Genomic DNA, 17,002 nt, shown 5'->3' on the forward strand with positions numbered 1-17,002 from the left:
AATGCTGATCCCTCGTAAGCCCCCGAAGGGCTTCCGCAAGCCGCACCACCCGGACCGTCACGGCCCGGCCAAGGGCGGCACCCGCGTGGTCTTCGGTGAGTTCGGTATCCAGGCTCTCGAGCCCGCGTACATCACGAACCGCCAGATCGAGGCCGCTCGTATCGCCATGACCCGGCACATCCGCCGTGGTGGCAAGGTCTGGATCACGATCTTCCCGGACCGCTCCATCACCAAGAAGCCGGCCGAGACCCGCATGGGTTCCGGCAAGGGCTCGCCGGAGTGGTGGGTGGCCAACATCAAGCCGGGCCGGATCCTGTTCGAGATGTCGTTCCCGAACGAGCAGATCGCCCGGGAAGCAATGCGCCGCGCGATCCACAAGCTTCCGCTGAAGTGCCGGATCGTCACGCGCGAAGGGGTTGATGCGTGATGGCCGCCGGTATCAAGGCGACCGAGCTGCGTGAGCTGTCCGACGAGAGCCTGGTCGAGAAGCTGCGGGAAGCCAAGGCGGAGCTGTTCAACCTCCGCGTCCAGTCGGCCACGGGCCAGCTGGACAACCACGGGCGCCTGCAGATCATCCGCAGGGACATCGCCCGGATCTACACGATCATGCGCGAGCGCGAGCTGGGTCTTTCGGCCGCGCCCGACGCTGTGGCTGAGGTGGCATGAGCATGAGCGAGCAGACGACCGAGTCGGGCACCGAGGTGCGCGGCCGCCGCAAGGTCCGCGAGGGCCTCGTGGTGAGCGACAAGATGAACAAGACCGTCGTCGTGGCGGTCGAGGACCAGGTCAAGCACCCGCTGTACGGCAAGGTCATGCGCCGCACGAGCAAGCTCAAGGCGCACGACGAGCAGAACGCGTGTGGCGTCGGTGACCGCGTCCTGCTCATGGAAACCCGGCCGCTGTCGGCGACCAAGCGCTGGCGGGTCGTGGAGATCCTCGAAAAGGCCAAGTAAGGCCGTCGTTCCGCCAAGCTCGGCGCTGGGCTCGGGTGTCGCCACCCGGGCCCGGCCGCCGAGAACTGGCAGACATTAGGAGACAAGCGTGATTCAGCAGGAATCGCGGCTGCGCGTCGCCGACAACACGGGTGCTCGGGAAATCCTGTGCATCCGGGTGCTCGGCGGTTCGGGTCGCCGCTATGCAGGCATCGGCGACATCATCGTGGCCACGGTGAAGGACGCCATCCCGGGCGCCGGCGTGAAGAAGGGCGACGTGGTCAAGGCCGTCATCGTCCGGACCACGAAGGAGCGGCGCCGGCCGGACGGCTCGTACATCCGCTTCGACGAGAACGCCGCCGTGATCATCAAGGATGGCGGTGACCCCCGTGGCACCCGCATCTTCGGCCCGGTCGGGCGTGAGCTCCGGGACAAGCGTTTCATGAAGATCATCTCGCTCGCGCCGGAGGTGTTGTAGCCATGAAGGTGAAGAAGGGCGACACCGTCCTGGTCATCGCCGGCAAGGACAAGGGCTCCCGCGGCAAGGTTCTGGCCGCGCTCCCGCGCGAGGACAAGGTCGTCGTCGAGGGCGTCAACCGGGTCAAGAAGCACACCCGCATCCGCACCACCCAGCGGGGCTCGAAGACCGGCGGCATCGTGACGCAGGAAGCCCCCATCCACATCTCCAACGTGATGGTGATCGACTCGGATGGCCAGGCCACCCGCGTCGGCGCCCGCGAGGACGACAACGGCGTGAAGGTCCGCGTGTCCCGCCGTAGCGGTAAGGAACTGTGATGACGACGGTCGAAAAGGTGAACCCGCGCCTCAAGCAGCGCTACCGCGACGAGATCGCCGGGGCGATGCAGGAGCAGTTCAAGTACGCCAATGTCATGCAGATCCCGGGCCTGGTCAAGGTCGTCGTCAACATGGGTGTCGGCGAGGCTGCTCGCGACTCCAAGCTGATCGACGGCGCGGTCCGCGACCTGGCCACGATCACCGGCCAGAAGCCGCAGGTCCGCCGGGCGACCAAGTCGATCGCGCAGTTCAAGCTGCGCGAGGGCATGCCGATCGGCGCCAAGGTCACGCTGCGCAACGACCGGATGTGGGAGTTCCTGGACCGTCTGCTGTCCATCGCGCTGCCGCGTATCCGCGACTTCCGCGGTCTGGACGGGCGCAAGCTCGACGGCAACGGCAACTACACGTTCGGTCTCACCGAGCAGTCGGTGTTCCACGAGATCGACCAGGACCGCATCGACCGGCCGCGAGGGATGGACATCACCGTGGTCACCACCGCCCGCACGGACGAGGAAGGTCGCGCGCTGCTCAAGCTGCTCGGCTTCCCGTTCCGTGAGAACTAGGGAGAACTGACCAATGGCGAAGAAGGCTCTCGTCCTCAAGGCCGCCGCGAAGCCCAAGTTCGCGGTGCGCGCGTACACCCGCTGCCAGCGCTGCGGCCGGCCCAAGGCCGTCTACCGCAAGTTCGGCCTGTGCCGCGTGTGCATCCGCGAGATGGCGCACCGTGGTGAACTGCCCGGCGTTTCCAAGGCTTCCTGGTAATCCTCCTTCGCCGCAGGCCCACCGGCTCGGTGCGGAACCGCGGCGAGAAAGGCTGACAAACCCATGACCATGACCGACCCGATCGCAGACATGCTGACCCGTCTGCGCAACGCCAACCAGGCGTACCACGACCGGGTGTCGATGCCATATTCGAAGATCAAGGCGAACATCGCCGAGGTGCTCAAGTCCGAGGGCTACGTGTCCTCGTGGCTGGTTCAGGAGCCGGAGGAGGGCAAGGTCGGCAAGACCCTTGTCGTCGACCTCAAGTACGGCCAGAACCGTGAGCGCAGCCTCGCCGGCATCCGTCGCGTGTCGAAGCCCGGCCTCCGCGTCTACGCGAAGTCGGTCGAGATGCCGCGCGTGCTCGGCGGCCTCGGCGTGGCCATCATCTCGACGTCCCAGGGTCTGCTGACCGACAAGCAGGCCCGCAAGCGAGGGGTGGGCGGGGAAGTCCTCGCCTACGTCTGGTAAGGGAAGGCATCACATGTCTCGAATCGGACGTAAGCCGATCACGGTGCCCTCGGGCGTCGAAATCAAGATCGACGGCCCGGTCGTCACCGTCAAGGGCCCCAAGGGTGAGCTCTCGCACACCCTGGCCGCCCCGATCACCATCGAGCGGGCCGAGGACGGCAGCTACAGCGTCGTCCGCCCGAACGACGAGCGGAAGGCCAAGGAGCTCCACGGCCTGTCCCGCACGCTGGTTTCCAACATGGTGGTCGGCGTGACCGAGGGCTACCGCAAGAGCCTGGAGATCGCCGGCACCGGTTACCGCGTGACGGCCAAGGGCAGCGACCTCGAGTTCGCCCTCGGGTTCTCGCACCCGGTCCTGGTGACCCCGCCGCCCGGCATCACCTTCACGGTCGAGAAGCCCACGGTGTTCCACATCGCCGGCATCGACAAGCAGCAGGTCGGCGAGGTTGCCGCCAACATCCGCAAGATCCGCCCGCCGGAGCCGTACAAGGGCAAGGGCGTGCGGTACCAGGGCGAGGTCATCCGCCGCAAGGCCGGAAAGGCTGGTAAGAAATGAGCGCCACGCTGCTCAAGCGCCGCAACTCCGGCGGCATCGCCGCCGCGCGCCGCACGGGGCGTGCTCGCCGGCACTTCCGTATCCGCAAGCACGTCGCCGGTACCTCCGAGCGTCCCCGCCTGGTGGTCACCCGCTCCCTGCGGAACATCACCGCGCAGATCGTCGACGACCTCAAGGGCCACACGCTGGCCTCGGCCTCGACGCTCGACGCGACCATCCGTGGCACCGACGGCGACAAGAAGGCGCAGGCCCGCAAGGTGGGCGCCCTCCTGGCCGAGCGGGCGAAGTCCGCGGGTGTCGGCAAGGTCGTCTTCGACCGTGGTGGCAACAGGTACGCCGGCCGCATCGCGGCCCTGGCGGACGCCGCCCGCGAAGCCGGACTCGAGTTCTAAGAAGGAGAATCGTTCATGCCTGGTCCTCAGCGCAGGGGCGGCGGGTCCGGTAACACCCAAGAAGGTGGTGGCGGCCGTCGCGAAAATCGTCGCGAGGGTGGCGGCCGCGGCAACGCGCCCGCCGAGAAGACCCCGCACCTCGAGCGGGTCGTCGCGATCAACCGCGTCGCCAAGGTCGTGAAGGGTGGTCGTCGCTTCAGCTTCACTGCCCTGGTCATCGTCGGCGACGGCGACGGCACGGTCGGCGTCGGCTACGGAAAGGCCAAGGAGGTGCCCGCGGCCATCGCCAAGGGCGTCGAGGAGGCCAAGAAGCACTTCTTCAAGGTTCCGCGGCTCGCGGCCTCGATCCCGCACCCGGTGATCGGTGAGGACGCGGCCGGCGTGGTGCTGCTCAAGCCGGCTTCCGCCGGTACGGGCGTCATCGCCGGCGGCCCGGTCCGCGCCGTCCTGGAGTGCGCTGGCATCCACGACGTGCTGTCCAAGAGCCTCGGCTCCTCCAACGCCATCAACATCGTCCACGCGACGGTGGCGGCGCTGAAGAAGCTCGAGTCGCCCGAGGCCGTGGCCGCTCGCCGTGGCCTTCCGGTCGAGGATGTCGCGCCGGCCGCCATGCTGGCCGCGCGTGCCGGGGCGGTGGCATAGCCATGGCTCGTCTGAAGGTCACCCAGATCCGGTCGGAGATCGGCTCGAAGCAGAACCAGCGCAACACGCTGCGTTCCCTCGGGCTCAAGCGGATCCGCGACGTTGTCGTCAAGGAGGACCGCCCGGAGATCCGCGGCATGATCCACACCGTGACGCACCTTGTCACCGTGGAAGAGGTGGAGTAATCCGATGACGATCAAGCTGCACCACCTGCGGCCGGCCCCCGGTGCCAAGACCGAGAAGACCCGTGTGGGTCGCGGTGAGGGCTCCAAGGGCAAGACCGCTGGTCGTGGTACCAAGGGCTCCAAGGCCCGCAAGAACATCTCGGCGGCGTTCGAGGGTGGGCAGATGCCCCTCCACATGCGCCTGCCGAAGCTCAAGGGCTTCCGCAACCGCAACCGGATCGAGTTCCAGGTTGTGAACCTTGCCCGCCTGGCCGAGCTGTTCCCCGAGGGCGGCTCGGTCGGCGTGGCCGAGTTGGTCGAGGCCGGCGCCGTCCGCAAGGGCGAGCTGGTCAAGGTGCTCGGCGATGGCGAGCTCGGCGGCGTGAAGCTGCAGGTCAGCGCGCACAAGTTCAGTGCGACGGCCAAGGAAAAGATCGAGGCTGCCGGCGGCTCGACCCAGCTGCTCGGCGGCGAAACGGCATAGAGCGCTATCGTGGCGCCCACCGGTTCGGTGGGCGCCATGGCGTGCTCGTAAAGCCGGACGTGATGTGCCGCGGACATCCTGTTAGAGTCCGTTGCGCAGTACCACGTCGGACTCATACGTTCGACAGTGACACCAGTACCACCCGGACCCCACCTCGTCGGCCGAACGACCGGCCGCCTTGCGCAGGAGGATGAAGTTGCTCTCCGCCTTTGTTAGTGCGTTCCGAACGCCTGACCTGCGCAAGAAAATCCTGTTCACGTTGTTTATGGTCGCCATCTACCGGCTCGGCGCCACGTTGCCCAGCCCTGGCGTGTCCTACGGCAACGTGCAGAAGTGCCTCAACATCGTCGAGAACAGCAAGGACAACCAGGTTTTCACCCTGTTGAACCTGTTCTCCGGTGGCGCACTCCTCCAGCTGTCGGTGTTCGCGCTGGGCATCATGCCCTACATCACCGCGAGCATCATCCTGCAGCTGCTCACGGTGGTGATCCCGCGCCTCGAGCAGCTGCGCAAGGAGGGCCAGGCCGGCCAGGCGAAGATCACGCAGTACACGCGTTACCTCACTCTCGGCCTCGGCATCCTGCAAGCCTCGGCGTTCGTCGCCCTGGCGCGGTCCGGCCAGCTCTTCGGCGGCGCGTGCGACCAGTCGCAGTACCCGATCATCCCGGACACCCACAAGCTGCCGATGTGGCTGACCCTGGGCACCCTGGTCATCACGATGACCGCCGGCACCGGCGTCATCATGTGGCTCGGCGAGCTGGTCACCGACCGCGGCGTGGGTAACGGCATGTCGGTCCTGATCTTCACCTCGATCGCGGCCCGCCTGCCGCTCGAGGGCATCCAGATCTGGCAGGACAACAAGACCACGTTCTTCGTGATCGTCGGCCTGGCCGTGGTGGTCATCGCCTTCGTGGTCTTCCTCGAGCAGGCCCAGCGGCGCATCCCGGTGCAGTACGCCAAGCGGATGATCGGCCGGCGGATGTACGGCGGCACGTCCACCTACATCCCGCTGAAGGTCAACCAGGCGGGCGTCATCCCGGTTATCTTCGCCTCGTCGCTGCTCTACATCCCGCAGCTGATCACCTCGTTCGCCGGCACCGACTCGACGAACAAGACGATCCTGTGGATCAACCGGAACATCGTGCCGCAGAACAGCGCCTGGCACATCTCGATCTACTTCCTGCTGATCATCTTCTTCACGTACTTCTACGTGTCCATCACCTTCAACCCGACCGAGGTGGCGGACAACATGCGCAAGTACGGCGGCTTCGTGCCGGGCATCCGCCCGGGCAAGCCCACGGCGGAGTACCTCGACTTCATCCTCAGCCGCATCACCCTCCCCGGCGCGCTGTACCTGGGCATCATCTCGATCCTGCCCAACCTGCTCATCGGTATCGTGGGCGGCGGACAGGCTCTGCAGAACTTCCCGTTCGGTGGCACCGCGGTGCTCATTATTGTTGGTGTGGGCCTCGAGACGGTGAAGCAGATCGAGAGCCAGCTGATGCAGCGCAACTACGAAGGGTTCCTCCGGTAGTGAGGCTGGTGCTGGTAGGTCCCCCCGGGGCGGGCAAGGGGACCCAGGCCGAGTACATCGCCGCGCACCTCGCCGTGCCCAAAATCTCGACGGGCGACATCTTCCGGGCCAACGTCGGGCAGGGCACCCCGCTCGGCGTCGAGGCCAAGCGGTACATGGATGCCGGCCAGCTCGTGCCCGACGAGGTCACCATCAACATGGTGTCGGACCGGCTGGGCGAGGCGGACGCCGTCGACGGGTTCCTGCTTGACGGCTTCCCGCGCACGGTGCCGCAGGCCAACGCCCTGGACAAGTTGCTGGCCGACCTCGGCACGGGGCTGGACATCGTCCTGGAACTGGTCGTGGAGAACGAAGAGGTCATCCGCCGGCTGTCAGGCCGGCGGACCTGTCGTGGCTGCGGCAAGATCTGGCACGTCGAGTTCGACGCGCCGACCCACGACGGCGTCTGCGACCGGTGCGGCGGGGAGCTGTTCCAGCGCGACGACGACAAGGCCGAGACGATCGCCGAGCGCCTGAAGGTGTACGCCAGGGACACCTCGCCGCTGGTGGACTACTACGGCGCGCAGGGCAAGCTGGTGGGCATCGACGCCACGGGTCCGGTCGAGGACGTCACCGTGCGCGCGATCGACGCCCTCCGCTCCTACGGCGCCTGAGCACACGGCAGGTCCATTTCATGCCCCACCAGGTCGAGATCGAGCTCAAGACCCCGGAACAGATCGGCTTCATGCGCCGCGCCGGCCTCGTCGTCGCCGACGCGCTGGAGCGGATGCGGGCCGCGGTCGCCCCCGGGGTCTCCACCCTGGAGCTGGACCGCATCGCCGAGGAGACGATCCGGGCGGCCGGCGCCGTCCCGTCATTCCTGGGCTACCACGGCTACCCGGCATCCATCTGCTCGTCCGTCAACGACCAGGTCGTGCACGCCATCCCCAGCGCCCGGCAGGTGCTGCGCGACGGCGACCTGATCTCCATCGACTGCGGCGCCGACCTCGACGGCTGGCACGGCGACGCGGCGATCACCGTCCTGGTCGGCGAGGGCCGCCCCGACGCCCGGGGGCTCATCCGGACCGCGGAGGACGCGATGTGGGCCGGCATCGCCGCCGCCGCCCGCGGGGCCAGCTCCGGCAAGGGGCGGCTGACCGACATCTCCTTCGCCATCCAGTCGGCGATCCGCAAGGCGGGCCGGTACGGCATTGTCGAGGGCTATGGTGGCCACGGGATCGGTAGCGCGATGCACCAGGACCCGTTCGTGCAGAACTCCGGCCGCCCCGGCAAGGGCCCGCTGCTGCGCCCGGGCATGGCGCTCGCGATCGAGCCGATGATCACCCGGGGCAAGCCGAAGGTGGCCGAGCTCGACGACGGCTGGACCGTGGTGACGGTCGACGGCTCGGTCGCCGCCCACGTGGAGCACACGATGGCGATCTGCGACGACGGCGTGTGGGTGCTGACCGCCCACGACGGCGGCCGTGCTCGCCTGGGTGACCTGGTCACCGCCCGTGAGCCGGTGCCCGCCGCGGAGTAGCGGCGAGTAAGGGAAAACCCGGGGTGGATGGCCGCGCGGGCGCGGTGGGATGCTGTGTGCAGCGTCCGAAGGGGGAACGGTGGCAGACCGGCGGGAGAACCTGCGTGCGGCCGACGTCGACCGGCAGTTCGTGGCAGAGCGCCTGAAGGCGGCGCTCGACGAGGGCCGGTTGTCACTCGGCGAATACGACGATCGGCTCAAGGATGCCTACGCCGCCCGCACCTACGGCGACCTGGACGCCATCCTCAGGGACCTACCGGGCTTCCACCCGGTCGGCGGCTCGCAGATCGAGCCGCAAGAGCCGCCGGTCGACGACCCGGACGAGCGCAAGGGTTCCTCCGACGGGCGCAACCCGCGCTGGCTGCTCGGCGTCTGGAGCGCCTGGCTGGTCGCCGTCTCGGTGAACGTGGTCATCTGGGCCCTGGTGAGCATCTCCGGGGGCGAGCCGGTCTACTTCTGGCCCATGTGGGTCGCCGGCCCCTGGGGCGCCGTGCTGCTCGCCTCCACCTTGTCGGTGAAGGCCCTCGGCAACAACGCTGACGCTCAGAAGCGGTACCGCGACAGCTAGACCACCCCGATTTGGTGCCCGGGGTTCCCGCGCGTAGACTTGCCCATTGGCGCAAAGCGTCCACTCCGGCATGCCCCCACGCGCTTCTGTGGCATAACCGGAGCCGCGGCTGGCTCGAGGTCCTCTGACCTCGAGAAATGGATGCAAGCGTCGACCACCACAGCCGATGTCAGGTAGCGGAGGACATGCCGAAGAAAGACGGGGCCATCGAGATCGAGGGCCGAGTGATCGAGCCACTCCCGAATGCGATGTTCCGGGTGGAGCTCGCCAATGGCCACAAGGTCTTGGCGCACATCAGTGGCAAGATGCGGCAGCACTACATCCGCATCCTGCCCGAGGACCGTGTGGTCGTGGAGCTCTCGCCCTACGACCTCACTCGCGGGCGCATCGTCTACCGCTACAAGTAATCGGTGTCGGTACCCAGTTAACGGTCGGGTTCTGTCGTGTCCGCTCGCAGGAGCGACGCGCGCAGCGAGAGTTAGGCAAACCGTGAAGGTCAAGCCGAGCGTCAAGCGGATCTGCAACAACTGCCGGGTCATCCGGCGGCATGGCCGGGTCATGGTCATCTGCAGCACTGACCCGCGCCACAAGCAGCGCCAGGGCTGAGTCCCGAAGCCGCTTCATCAGTAATTTGCCCGTTCCAGCCACGGGCGGCCCGCGCCGAAAGGGCGCGGCGTGCGTGGCGACACCCCCGGTCGGAGGCCGGGGCCCGTCTGTGGGCAGACGGGGGCGGAGCGGGCATAGACCTCCGCACACACAAGGAGCACGCCCACCTATGGCACGTCTCGTTGGTGTCGATCTCCCGCGTGAGAAGCGCGCCGAGATCGCACTCACCTACATCTACGGCATCGGGCGTACCCGCGCCGTCGAGACTCTGGCCGCCACCGGCATCGACCCGAACAAGCGCGCTCGGGACCTGACCGACGAAGAGGTCGTGCAGCTGCGCGACTACATCGAGGCCAACTACAAGGTTGAAGGCGACCTGCGCCGCGAGGTCGCCGCGGACATCCGCCGCAAGGTTGAGATCGGCTGCTACCAGGGCATCCGGCACCGCAAGGGCCTGCCCGTGCGCGGTCAGCGCACCCGGACCAACGCGCGCACCCGCAAGGGGCCGAAGCGCACGGTCGCCGGCAAGAAGAAGCCGGGCAAGAAGTAACAGCCGGTCCGAGATCAGAATTCTTTCTAGGAGCGCATAGAGAATGCCGCCGAAGGCTCGCGCCGGCGCGACCGCTGTCAAGAAGGTCCGGCGCAAGGAACGCAAGAACGTCGCCCACGGGCAGGCGCACATCAAGAGCACGTTCAACAACACCATCGTGTCGATCACCGACCCGACCGGTGCCGTCATCTCCTGGGCCTCCGCCGGCCAGGTGGGCTTCAAGGGCTCGCGCAAGTCGACCCCCTTCGCCGCGCAGCTGGCCGCCGAGGCCGCCGCTCGCCGCGCGATGGAGCACGGCATGCGCAAGGTCGACGTCTTCGTGAAGGGCCCCGGCTCCGGCCGGGAGACCGCGATCCGCTCGCTGCAGGCCGTGGGCCTGGAGGTCGGGCAGATCTCTGACGTCACCCCGCAGCCGCACAACGGCTGCCGTCCGCCGAAGCGCCGCCGGGTCTAAGGGAAGAGACAGAACAATGGCTCGTTACACAGGTGCCGACTGCCGTCGTTGCCGTCGCGAGAAGATGAAGCTGTTCCTCAAGGGCAGCAAGTGCGACGGGCCGAAGTGCCCGTTCGAGTCGCGTCCCTTCCCGCCCGGCCAGCACGGCCGTGGGCGTCCGAAGGAGACCGAGTACCTCCTGCAGCTGCGCGAGAAGCAGAAGGCCCGCCGCATCTACGGCGTGCTGGAGCGGCAGTTCGCCGGCTACTACGAGGAGGCCGTGGCCAAGCCGGGCAAGACCGGCGAGGAGCTGCTGCGCATCCTCGAGTCGCGGCTGGACAACGTCGTGTACCGCGCCGGCCTGGCGTCGTCCCGCGACATGGCCCGCCAGCTGGTCAAGCACGGCCACATCCTGGTCAACGGCAAGAAGGTCGACATCCCGTCGTACCGTCTCCGCGAGCACGACATCGTGCAGGTGCGCGAGAAGTCGCGGGAGCTCACGCCGTTCCAGATCGCGCAGGGCCTCGCCGGCAGCAAGACCGTCCCGGCGTGGCTGGAGTTCATCCCGAGCGAGTTCAAGGTCCTGGTGCACAGCCTGCCGGCCCGGCAGGTCATCGACACCCAGGTCCAGGAGCAGCTCATCGTCGAGCTCTACAGCAAGTAGCAACAACGTCGGCGGCGCCTGGTCTGGGTCGATCCTCGCAAAGCGTCATCGAGCCAGATTGGGCGCGCCTGGTCTGGGTCGATCCTCGCGAAGCGTCATCGAGCCAGACTAGGCGTAGGCCATATGGCACCGCCGATCCGGAGCGCGTCAAATAGCGGGCGCGCAACGAACTGGAGGAAACGCAAGTGCTTATCTCTCAGCGTCCCAGCCTCGCGGAAGAGTCGATCAGCGAGGTTCGGTCCAAGTTCACCATCGAGCCGCTCGAGCCGGGCTTCGGTTACACGCTCGGCAACTCGCTGCGGCGCACCCTGCTCAGCTCCATCCCGGGCGCGGCGGTCACCAGCATCAAGATCGACGGCGTGCTGCACGAGTTCACCACGATCCCCGGCGTCAAGGAGGACGTGGTCGAGCTCGTCATGAACATCAAGGAGCTGTGCGTCAGCTCCGAGCACGACGAGCCGGTCTCGATGTACCTGCGCAAGCAGGGCCCGGGCGACGTCACCGCGGGCGACATCCAGCCCCCGGCCGGCGTCTCCGTGCACAACCCCGACCTGAAGCTGGCCACGCTGAACGGCAAGGGGCGGCTGGACATGGAGCTGACGGTCGAGCGTGGCCGCGGCTACGTGACCGCCAACCAGAACAAGCAGCAGGGCCAGGAGATCGGGCGCATTCCGGTCGACTCGATCTACTCGCCGGTGCTCAAGGTGACGTACCGCGTCGAGGCGACCCGTGTCGAGCAGCGCACCGACTTCGACCGGCTCATCATCGACGTCGAGTCCAAGGCGTCGCTGACCCCGCGCACCGCGCTGGCCTCGGCCGGCTCGACGCTGGTGGAGCTCTTCGGCCTCGCCCGCGAGCTGGACGAGACGGCCGAGGGTATCGACATCGGCCCGTCGCCGCAGGACGCGCAGCTGGCGGCCGACCTCGCGCTGCCGATCGAGGAGCTGGACCTGACCGTCCGCTCCTACAACTGCCTCAAGCGTGAGGGCATCAACTCCGTCGGGGAGTTGATCAGCCGCACGGAAGCAGACCTCCTCGATATAAGGAATTTCGGTCAGAAGTCGATCGACGAGGTCAAGATGAAGCTCGCCGGGATGGGCCTGGGTCTCAAGGACTCCGCCCCGACGTTCGACCCGGCCCACGTCGTGGACTCCTTCGCCGAGGTGGACTACGACGCCGACGACTACCGCGAGACCGAGCAGCTTTAACCCGCGCAGCCGGATTACCAAGCCTGCTGTTATTAGAGGAGCCCCAAGAATGCCCACGCCCACCAGAGGTCCCCGCCTCGGCGGCAGCCCCGCGCACGAGCGGCTGATGCTGGCGAACCTCGCCACGTCGCTGTTCAAGCACGGCCGCATCACCACCACCGAGACGAAGGCCAAGCGGCTGCGCCCGCTCGCCGAGCAGCTCATCACCAAGGCCAAGCGCGGCGACCTGCACGCGCGCCGTCAAGCGCTCTCCGTGGTGCGGGACAAGGACGTGGTGTTCCAGCTGTTCGACCAGATCGCGCCGCGCTACAGCAACCGCCCCGGCGGTTACACCCGCATCGTGAAGGCGGGCCCGCGCAAGGGCGACGCCGCCCCGATGGCGATCATCGAACTGGTCGAGGAGCTCGAGGTGGCGGCCCCCAAGGCGCCGCGCAAGACCGAGCGCAAGGCGGCCAAGGCCGACTCGATCGCGGTGCTCGCCGGCGACGAGACGGACGAGGCTCCGGCCGCCGCCGCCTCGGCCCCGGCGGACGAGGCCGCCGAGGAGCAGAAGAACGAAGAGACCAAGGCCTGATCACCGGTCGAGGTCCGTCGGCCCGGCACCCCTCGTGGGTGCCGGGCTTTCTTTCTGGCAGTTGTACCGAAGGAAGCTCTACTGGCAAAGGAAGCTCTACTCGCATGAGCCAGCGCATCCGGCTTGACGTCTCCTACGACGGCACCGACTTCTCGGGCTGGGCGGTGCAGCCGTCCCGCCGGACGGTCGCCGGGGAGCTCCTGGCCGTCCTGGAGCGGCTCTTCGGCGCCGTCGAGGGCCTGACGGTGGCCGGACGCACGGACGCGGGCGTACACGCCACCGGGCAGGTGTGCCACGTCGACGTACCGCAGGAGCGCTGGGAGGCCATCGGCGCGGCCCTGATCCGCAAGCTGGCCGGCCTGCTGCCCCCGGACGTGCGCGTCCTGGCGGCCCGCGCGGTCCCCTTCGAGTTCGACGCGCGCTTCTCGGCGTTGGCGCGGCGGTACGAGTACCGCGTCACGGATGCCCCCTACGGCGCGGACCCGCTGCGCCGCCGCGACACCCTCGCCTGGCCCCGCCCGCTCGACCTGGACCGCCTCAACGCCGCCGCCGAGGCGCTCGTGGGCGAGCACGACTTCGCCGCCTTCTGCCGGCGCAAGGAGCACGCCAGCACGATCCGGGCGGTGCGGCGGATGGACTGGCGGCGCGACCCGGACGGCCGGCTGGTCGCCACCGTGGAGGCCGACGCCTTCTGCTGGTCGATGGTCCGCAGCCTCGTCGGCGCCCAGCTGCCGGTGGGGGACGGCCGCCGCGATCCGGGGTGGCCCGGCACCCTGCTGACCCGCTCGGCCCGGGCCGACGAGGTGGTCGTGGCCCCGGCGCACGGCCTGACCCTGGTCGAGGTGACGTACCCGCCGACCCCGGCCCTGCTGCGCGAGCGCGCCGAACTGACCCGCCGCCGCCGCGACCTGTGACCGCGGCGGAGTCCCGCGCTCAGCGCAGGGTCAAGGCCGAACTCGACCGTGTGACCGCCCCGGAGTCTCGCGCTCAGCGCGGGGTCAAGGCGGACCGGCCGGACTAGCCGCGGCCCTCCCACACCGGCTCCGGCACCTCGACGACCTCGCCGTCGGCGCGGAAGAGCACGTACCGGTCGAAGGAGCGGCTGAACCACCGGTCGTGGGTGACCGCCACGACCGTCCCGTCGAAGCTTCGCAGGCCCTCCTCCAGGGCCTCGGCGCTGGCCAGGTCGAGGTTGTCGGTGGGCTCGTCGAGCAGCAGGAGGGTCGCGCCGGACAGCTCCAGCAGCAGTACCAGGAACCGGGCCTGCTGCCCGCCGGAGAGCGTGCCGAAGCGCTGGTCGGCCTGGGCGGCCAGGTCGTAGCGGCCCAGGGCGGGCATCGCCTGCGGGCGGGGCAGCCCGTCGCGCCAGTCGTCGCCCCGCCACAGGATCTCGGCCAGGGTGCGATCGAGCAGCTCCGGGCGGTCGTGCGTCTGCGAGAAGTGGCCGGGGCGGACCCGGGCGCCGAGGCGCACCTTGCCGCCGTGCGCCACCGGGGCGATCTCGGCTACGTCCGGTCCGCCGACCGCGGGCCCGTCGGGGTCGGTGCCGCCGCGGGCCAGCAGCCGCAGGAAGTGCGACTTGCCGGTGCCGTTGCCGCCCAGGACGGCCACCCGGTCGCCGTACCAGATCTCCAGGTCGAAGGGGTACGTGAGGCCGTCGAGCTCCAGCTGCTCGCACATGACCGCGCGCTTGGCGGTGCGCCCGCCGGACAGCCGCATCCGGATGTCCTGCTCCTTCGGGGGCGCCGGCGGCGGGCCGGCCTCCTCGAACTTGCGCAGCCGCGTCTGGGCCGCCTGCAGGCGGGAGGCGAGACCGTCGTTGTAGGCGGCCTTGGTGCGGTACATCAGGACCAGGGCCTTGAGCTTTTCATGCTCCTCGTCCCAGCGCCGGCGCAGCTCGTCCAGCCGCTCGTGGCGCGCGCTGCGGGCCTCGTGCCAGGACGCGAACCCGCCGGGATGCACCCACGCGGAGCCACCCTCCACCGCGACCACCCGGTCGGCGGACTGGGCCAGCAGCTCGCGGTCGTGCGACACGTAGAGGACGCTCTTGGGCGACTCCCGCAGCCGCTCCTCCAGCCAGCGCTTGCCTGGCACGTCGAGGAAGTTGTCCGGCTCGTCGAGCAGCAGCACCTCGTCCTCGCCCCGCAGCAGCAGCTCCAGGGCGAAGCGCTTCTGCTGGCCGCCGGAGAGGGTGCGCACCGGCCGGTCCCGGGTCTCGTCCCACGCCAGCCCGAGCGCGGCGACGCTCGCCGTGTCGAAGAGGACCTCCGCGTCGTACCCCCCGGCCTCGCCCCACGCCGCCAGCGCACCGGCGTAGCGCAGCTGGGCCTTCTCGGCCGCCGGGCCGGCGTCCCCGGCCTCGTGCATGGCTTTCTCGGCCGCCGCCAGTCGCCGCCCGACCTCGCCCAGCCGGGGCGGCGCCAGCTCCAGCGCGAGGTCGTACAGCGTCCGGTCGTCGCCGATCATCCCGATGAACTGGCGCATCACGCCGAGCCCTCCGGACCGCGCGACCGCGCCCGCGCGCACCGGCAGGTCCCCGGCGACCATCTTCAGCAGGGTCGTCTTGCCCGCGCCGTTCGGACCGACGAGCGCCACCTTCGCGCCCTCGCCGACCCGGAACGACACATCGGAGAAGAGCTCACGGCCGTCCGGCAGCGTGTGCCCGACCCCTGCGACGTCCACATATCCCACGCCTGAGAGCTTCGAGCCGCAGCGGTACCTCAGGAAAGCGGTTTTACGACCCGCAGCACCCGGAACCCTTTGTGGCTGGCGTGCCGCTCGGCCGGGAAACCCTGTTCCCCGAGCCATCGCTGCAGCGAGTCCGCGCCCAGGTTCTTGGCCACGACCAGCCACGCAACGCCGCCGGGGACCATCCGCGGCAGCCAGCGCAGCAGCAGCGCGTGCAGCTCCGGCTTGCCGATGCGGATCGGCGGGTTCGACCAGATCTGCGCGAACCCGACACTCGCCGGCACGTCGTCGGGCAGGCTAGCGACCACCCGGCCGCCCGCCCCGAGCCGATCGGCGTTCTCCCGCACCAGCTCGAGGGCGCGCTGGTTGACGTCGACGGCGTACACCGTCGCGGCCGGCGCGGCCCTGGTCAGAACCGCGGTGATCGGCCCATAGCCGCAGCCCAGGTCGAGCAGCGGCCCGGCGGTGTCCGGCCCGGGGAACGGGGCCTCGCGCAGCAGTACGCCGGTGCCGGGGTCCAACCGGGAAAACGAGAACACCCCGGACGCCGAGGCAAGCCGGAACTCCTGGTCAAGGGCCTCGAACACGATCTCGTGCCGCTCGTGCGCGACCGCCGGATCGGCCGAGAAATAGTGCTCGCCCGCCACATTGCCCTCCTTACCCGCCGGCTCGCAACGCATTGTCCACGCCCAGGTGACGGGCGGTTCGGGCGGCCACCCGATCGGGACCGGCGGGCGATCGCCGATAAGCCAATGCTCGGCACCGTCGGCTACCCTGTGCGACATGACTTCTCGGGACGAGCAGCGCCGGAAGCGGCGTTCCGACTCGTTCCGCCGGGATGAGGCGGACGAAGCCGACAACTGGCTCGCGGGACTGCGGGGCAGCGGGCGGGGCGAACCAGATCCCTTCGCCGCGCCGCCCGCGGACCCTGGCCCCTTCGACCGCTCCGGGTCCTTCGACCGCCCGGGCCCGCTGGAGCGCCCGGGCCCCTTCGACCGCGGCGGCCCCGATCGCGGCGGCCTGGACCATGGTTCCCCCGACCGCGGCGGCCTCGACCGCGGCGGCTTCGACCGTGGTTCCTCCGATCGCGGCGGCCTCGATCGTGGCGGCCTAGACCGTGGTTCCTCCGATCGCGGCGGCTTCGACCGTGGTGGCCTTGACCGTCCTGTGCCCTCCTCGCTGGAGCGGTCGGACAGCTTCGAGCGGCCTCCGCTGGACCGGGGCGACGCCGCCGACCGCACCACTGCCATCCAGCGGCCGCGCCGGGGCGAGCGCGGCGACGGCTACGACGGCATCGGCGAGTCCCGCGGCGGGCGCGACGACTCGCCCAGCGGCGTCTTCAGCCCGTCCGGGCTGCCCCCGGCCCCGCCGCCGGGCCGCCCCAACTTCGACGCCCCCGCCGGCCGCCGGCGCGCCGCCGACGAGGCCCCGGGTGGTGCGTTCGGCCGCCCCGGTGACGC

The 17,002-nt window shown here is 69.3% G+C and carries 27 protein-coding genes and 1 pseudogene; 26 read left to right on the forward strand and 2 right to left on the reverse strand.

The window, feature by feature from the left end:
* Position 1 precedes the first annotated feature (1 nt).
* The 25 genes from rplP (at position 2) to truA (ending at position 13,768) form a co-directional block, all read left to right on the forward strand.
* The gene (rplP, locus tag AB0M46_RS27725; protein ID WP_344615990.1) at positions 2-427 is read left to right on the forward strand and encodes a 50S ribosomal protein L16; all 426 of its coding nucleotides are present in this window, start codon (positions 2-4) and stop codon (positions 425-427) included.
* Complete coding sequence (rpmC, locus tag AB0M46_RS27730) at positions 427-666, forward strand: 50S ribosomal protein L29 (RefSeq protein WP_363340530.1); 240 nt, start codon at positions 427-429, stop codon at positions 664-666. The genes rplP and rpmC overlap by 1 nt, the downstream gene beginning before the upstream one ends.
* Before the next feature lie 2 nt (positions 667-668).
* A complete protein-coding gene (gene rpsQ, locus AB0M46_RS27735; RefSeq protein WP_344615991.1) occupies positions 669-953 on the forward strand; it encodes a 30S ribosomal protein S17 in 285 nt (94 codons plus the stop codon).
* 88 nt (positions 954-1,041) lie between these two features.
* Positions 1,042-1,410 (forward strand): 50S ribosomal protein L14, encoded by a 369-nt coding sequence (gene rplN / locus AB0M46_RS27740; RefSeq protein WP_203845087.1) that lies wholly within the window; start codon positions 1,042-1,044, stop codon positions 1,408-1,410.
* 2 nt (positions 1,411-1,412) lie between these two features.
* A complete protein-coding gene (rplX, locus tag AB0M46_RS27745; protein WP_344615992.1) occupies positions 1,413-1,727 on the forward strand; it encodes a 50S ribosomal protein L24 in 315 nt (104 codons plus the stop codon).
* Positions 1,727-2,290 carry a 50S ribosomal protein L5 gene (rplE, locus tag AB0M46_RS27750; protein WP_344615993.1) on the forward strand — a complete coding sequence of 188 codons (564 nt, stop codon included), beginning with the start codon at positions 1,727-1,729 and terminating at the stop codon, positions 2,288-2,290. The genes rplX and rplE overlap by 1 nt, the downstream gene beginning before the upstream one ends.
* A 13-nt stretch (positions 2,291-2,303) precedes the next feature.
* Positions 2,304-2,489 (forward strand): type Z 30S ribosomal protein S14, encoded by a 186-nt coding sequence (locus AB0M46_RS27755; RefSeq protein WP_190249376.1) that lies wholly within the window; start codon positions 2,304-2,306, stop codon positions 2,487-2,489.
* 63 nt (positions 2,490-2,552) lie between these two features.
* On the forward strand, positions 2,553-2,960 hold the full coding sequence (gene rpsH / locus AB0M46_RS27760) for a 30S ribosomal protein S8 (RefSeq protein WP_344615994.1): 408 nt from the start codon (positions 2,553-2,555) through the stop codon (positions 2,958-2,960).
* Positions 2,961-2,973: 13 nt separating this feature from the next.
* The gene (gene rplF / locus AB0M46_RS27765) at positions 2,974-3,516 is read left to right on the forward strand and encodes a 50S ribosomal protein L6 (protein ID WP_363340502.1); all 543 of its coding nucleotides are present in this window, start codon (positions 2,974-2,976) and stop codon (positions 3,514-3,516) included.
* On the forward strand, positions 3,513-3,908 hold the full coding sequence (rplR, locus tag AB0M46_RS27770) for a 50S ribosomal protein L18 (protein WP_344615996.1): 396 nt from the start codon (positions 3,513-3,515) through the stop codon (positions 3,906-3,908). Before rplF ends, rplR begins: the two co-directional genes overlap by 4 nt.
* 15 nt (positions 3,909-3,923) lie before the next feature.
* Positions 3,924-4,550 carry a 30S ribosomal protein S5 gene (gene rpsE / locus AB0M46_RS27775; protein ID WP_363340504.1) on the forward strand — a complete coding sequence of 209 codons (627 nt, stop codon included), beginning with the start codon at positions 3,924-3,926 and terminating at the stop codon, positions 4,548-4,550.
* A gap of 2 nt (positions 4,551-4,552) precedes the next feature.
* The gene (gene rpmD, locus AB0M46_RS27780; RefSeq protein ID WP_344615998.1) at positions 4,553-4,735 is read left to right on the forward strand and encodes a 50S ribosomal protein L30; all 183 of its coding nucleotides are present in this window, start codon (positions 4,553-4,555) and stop codon (positions 4,733-4,735) included.
* A 4-nt stretch (positions 4,736-4,739) separates the two neighbouring features.
* Positions 4,740-5,198 carry a 50S ribosomal protein L15 gene (gene rplO, locus AB0M46_RS27785; RefSeq protein WP_363340507.1) on the forward strand — a complete coding sequence of 153 codons (459 nt, stop codon included), beginning with the start codon at positions 4,740-4,742 and terminating at the stop codon, positions 5,196-5,198.
* A 196-nt stretch (positions 5,199-5,394) separates the two neighbouring features.
* On the forward strand, positions 5,395-6,732 hold the full coding sequence (gene secY / locus AB0M46_RS27790; protein WP_363340532.1) for a preprotein translocase subunit SecY: 1,338 nt from the start codon (positions 5,395-5,397) through the stop codon (positions 6,730-6,732).
* Entirely contained in the window at positions 6,732-7,385 is a 654-nt protein-coding gene (locus tag AB0M46_RS27795) for an adenylate kinase (RefSeq protein WP_363340509.1), read from the forward strand. The genes secY and AB0M46_RS27795 overlap by 1 nt, the downstream gene beginning before the upstream one ends.
* A gap of 20 nt (positions 7,386-7,405) precedes the next feature.
* A complete protein-coding gene (gene map, locus AB0M46_RS27800; protein WP_363340511.1) occupies positions 7,406-8,251 on the forward strand; it encodes a type I methionyl aminopeptidase in 846 nt (281 codons plus the stop codon).
* Between the two features lie 79 nt (positions 8,252-8,330).
* Positions 8,331-8,819, forward strand: a complete 489-nt coding sequence (locus tag AB0M46_RS27805; protein ID WP_363340513.1) for a DUF1707 domain-containing protein — start codon at positions 8,331-8,333, stop codon at positions 8,817-8,819.
* Positions 8,820-9,004: 185 nt separating this feature from the next.
* A complete protein-coding gene (gene infA / locus AB0M46_RS27810; RefSeq protein ID WP_007073013.1) occupies positions 9,005-9,226 on the forward strand; it encodes a translation initiation factor IF-1 in 222 nt (73 codons plus the stop codon).
* Positions 9,227-9,308: 82 nt separating this feature from the next.
* Entirely contained in the window at positions 9,309-9,425 is a 117-nt protein-coding gene (gene rpmJ / locus AB0M46_RS27815; RefSeq protein WP_014440745.1) for a 50S ribosomal protein L36, read from the forward strand.
* Between the two features lie 169 nt (positions 9,426-9,594).
* Positions 9,595-9,975, forward strand: a complete 381-nt coding sequence (rpsM, locus tag AB0M46_RS27820; RefSeq protein WP_363340516.1) for a 30S ribosomal protein S13 — start codon at positions 9,595-9,597, stop codon at positions 9,973-9,975.
* 43 nt (positions 9,976-10,018) lie between these two features.
* Positions 10,019-10,429, forward strand: coding sequence for a 30S ribosomal protein S11 (gene rpsK, locus AB0M46_RS27825; RefSeq protein ID WP_033357646.1), 411 nt, complete (start codon positions 10,019-10,021; stop codon positions 10,427-10,429).
* Between the two features lie 16 nt (positions 10,430-10,445).
* On the forward strand, positions 10,446-11,072 hold the full coding sequence (gene rpsD, locus AB0M46_RS27830) for a 30S ribosomal protein S4 (RefSeq protein ID WP_344616004.1): 627 nt from the start codon (positions 10,446-10,448) through the stop codon (positions 11,070-11,072).
* 185 nt (positions 11,073-11,257) lie between these two features.
* Entirely contained in the window at positions 11,258-12,280 is a 1,023-nt protein-coding gene (locus AB0M46_RS27835) for a DNA-directed RNA polymerase subunit alpha (protein ID WP_363340519.1), read from the forward strand.
* A 49-nt stretch (positions 12,281-12,329) separates the two neighbouring features.
* A complete protein-coding gene (rplQ, locus tag AB0M46_RS27840) occupies positions 12,330-12,854 on the forward strand; it encodes a 50S ribosomal protein L17 (protein WP_363340521.1) in 525 nt (174 codons plus the stop codon).
* A gap of 104 nt (positions 12,855-12,958) precedes the next feature.
* Positions 12,959-13,768, forward strand: a complete 810-nt coding sequence (gene truA / locus AB0M46_RS27845) for a tRNA pseudouridine(38-40) synthase TruA (RefSeq protein WP_363340523.1) — start codon at positions 12,959-12,961, stop codon at positions 13,766-13,768.
* A gap of 103 nt (positions 13,769-13,871) precedes the next feature.
* Here truA and AB0M46_RS27850 read toward each other — a convergent pair whose 3' ends face one another.
* Entirely contained in the window at positions 13,872-15,545 is a 1,674-nt protein-coding gene (locus tag AB0M46_RS27850; RefSeq protein ID WP_363340525.1) for an ATP-binding cassette domain-containing protein, read from the reverse strand.
* 29 nt (positions 15,546-15,574) lie between these two features.
* The gene (locus AB0M46_RS27855; protein ID WP_363340528.1) at positions 15,575-16,189 is read right to left on the reverse strand and encodes a methyltransferase; all 615 of its coding nucleotides are present in this window, start codon (positions 16,187-16,189) and stop codon (positions 15,575-15,577) included.
* 136 nt (positions 16,190-16,325) lie between these two features.
* Between AB0M46_RS27855 and AB0M46_RS27860 the strand changes: the two are divergent.
* Positions 16,326-17,002: pseudogene (locus AB0M46_RS27860) on the forward strand (hypothetical protein); the annotation flags it as partial.

This window comes from Dactylosporangium sp. NPDC051485, assembly GCF_040682015.1.
Classification (GTDB): Bacteria; Actinomycetota; Actinomycetes; order Mycobacteriales; family Micromonosporaceae; genus Dactylosporangium.

What these genes read in the sequence shown, in the direction of transcription:
- rplP (WP_344615990.1), top strand. Translation starts at nt 2, where the DNA reads ATGCTGATCCCTCGTAAGCCCCCGAAGGGCTTCCGCAAGCCGCACCAC.
- rpmC (WP_363340530.1), top strand. Translation starts at nt 427, where the DNA reads ATGGCCGCCGGTATCAAGGCGACCGAGCTGCGTGAGCTGTCCGACGAG.
- rpsQ (WP_344615991.1), top strand. Translation starts at nt 669, where the DNA reads ATGAGCGAGCAGACGACCGAGTCGGGCACCGAGGTGCGCGGCCGCCGC.
- rplX (WP_344615992.1), top strand. Translation starts at nt 1,413, where the DNA reads ATGAAGGTGAAGAAGGGCGACACCGTCCTGGTCATCGCCGGCAAGGAC.
- rplE (WP_344615993.1), top strand. Translation starts at nt 1,727, where the DNA reads ATGACGACGGTCGAAAAGGTGAACCCGCGCCTCAAGCAGCGCTACCGC.
- AB0M46_RS27755 (WP_190249376.1), top strand. Translation starts at nt 2,304, where the DNA reads ATGGCGAAGAAGGCTCTCGTCCTCAAGGCCGCCGCGAAGCCCAAGTTC.
- rpsH (WP_344615994.1), top strand. Translation starts at nt 2,553, where the DNA reads ATGACCATGACCGACCCGATCGCAGACATGCTGACCCGTCTGCGCAAC.
- rplF (WP_363340502.1), top strand. Translation starts at nt 2,974, where the DNA reads ATGTCTCGAATCGGACGTAAGCCGATCACGGTGCCCTCGGGCGTCGAA.
- rplR (WP_344615996.1), top strand. Translation starts at nt 3,513, where the DNA reads ATGAGCGCCACGCTGCTCAAGCGCCGCAACTCCGGCGGCATCGCCGCC.
- rpsE (WP_363340504.1), top strand. Translation starts at nt 3,924, where the DNA reads ATGCCTGGTCCTCAGCGCAGGGGCGGCGGGTCCGGTAACACCCAAGAA.
- rpmD (WP_344615998.1), top strand. Translation starts at nt 4,553, where the DNA reads ATGGCTCGTCTGAAGGTCACCCAGATCCGGTCGGAGATCGGCTCGAAG.
- rplO (WP_363340507.1), top strand. Translation starts at nt 4,740, where the DNA reads ATGACGATCAAGCTGCACCACCTGCGGCCGGCCCCCGGTGCCAAGACC.
- map (WP_363340511.1), top strand. Translation starts at nt 7,406, where the DNA reads ATGCCCCACCAGGTCGAGATCGAGCTCAAGACCCCGGAACAGATCGGC.
- infA (WP_007073013.1), top strand. Translation starts at nt 9,005, where the DNA reads ATGCCGAAGAAAGACGGGGCCATCGAGATCGAGGGCCGAGTGATCGAG.
- rpsM (WP_363340516.1), top strand. Translation starts at nt 9,595, where the DNA reads ATGGCACGTCTCGTTGGTGTCGATCTCCCGCGTGAGAAGCGCGCCGAG.
- rpsK (WP_033357646.1), top strand. Translation starts at nt 10,019, where the DNA reads ATGCCGCCGAAGGCTCGCGCCGGCGCGACCGCTGTCAAGAAGGTCCGG.
- rpsD (WP_344616004.1), top strand. Translation starts at nt 10,446, where the DNA reads ATGGCTCGTTACACAGGTGCCGACTGCCGTCGTTGCCGTCGCGAGAAG.
- rplQ (WP_363340521.1), top strand. Translation starts at nt 12,330, where the DNA reads ATGCCCACGCCCACCAGAGGTCCCCGCCTCGGCGGCAGCCCCGCGCAC.
- truA (WP_363340523.1), top strand. Translation starts at nt 12,959, where the DNA reads ATGAGCCAGCGCATCCGGCTTGACGTCTCCTACGACGGCACCGACTTC.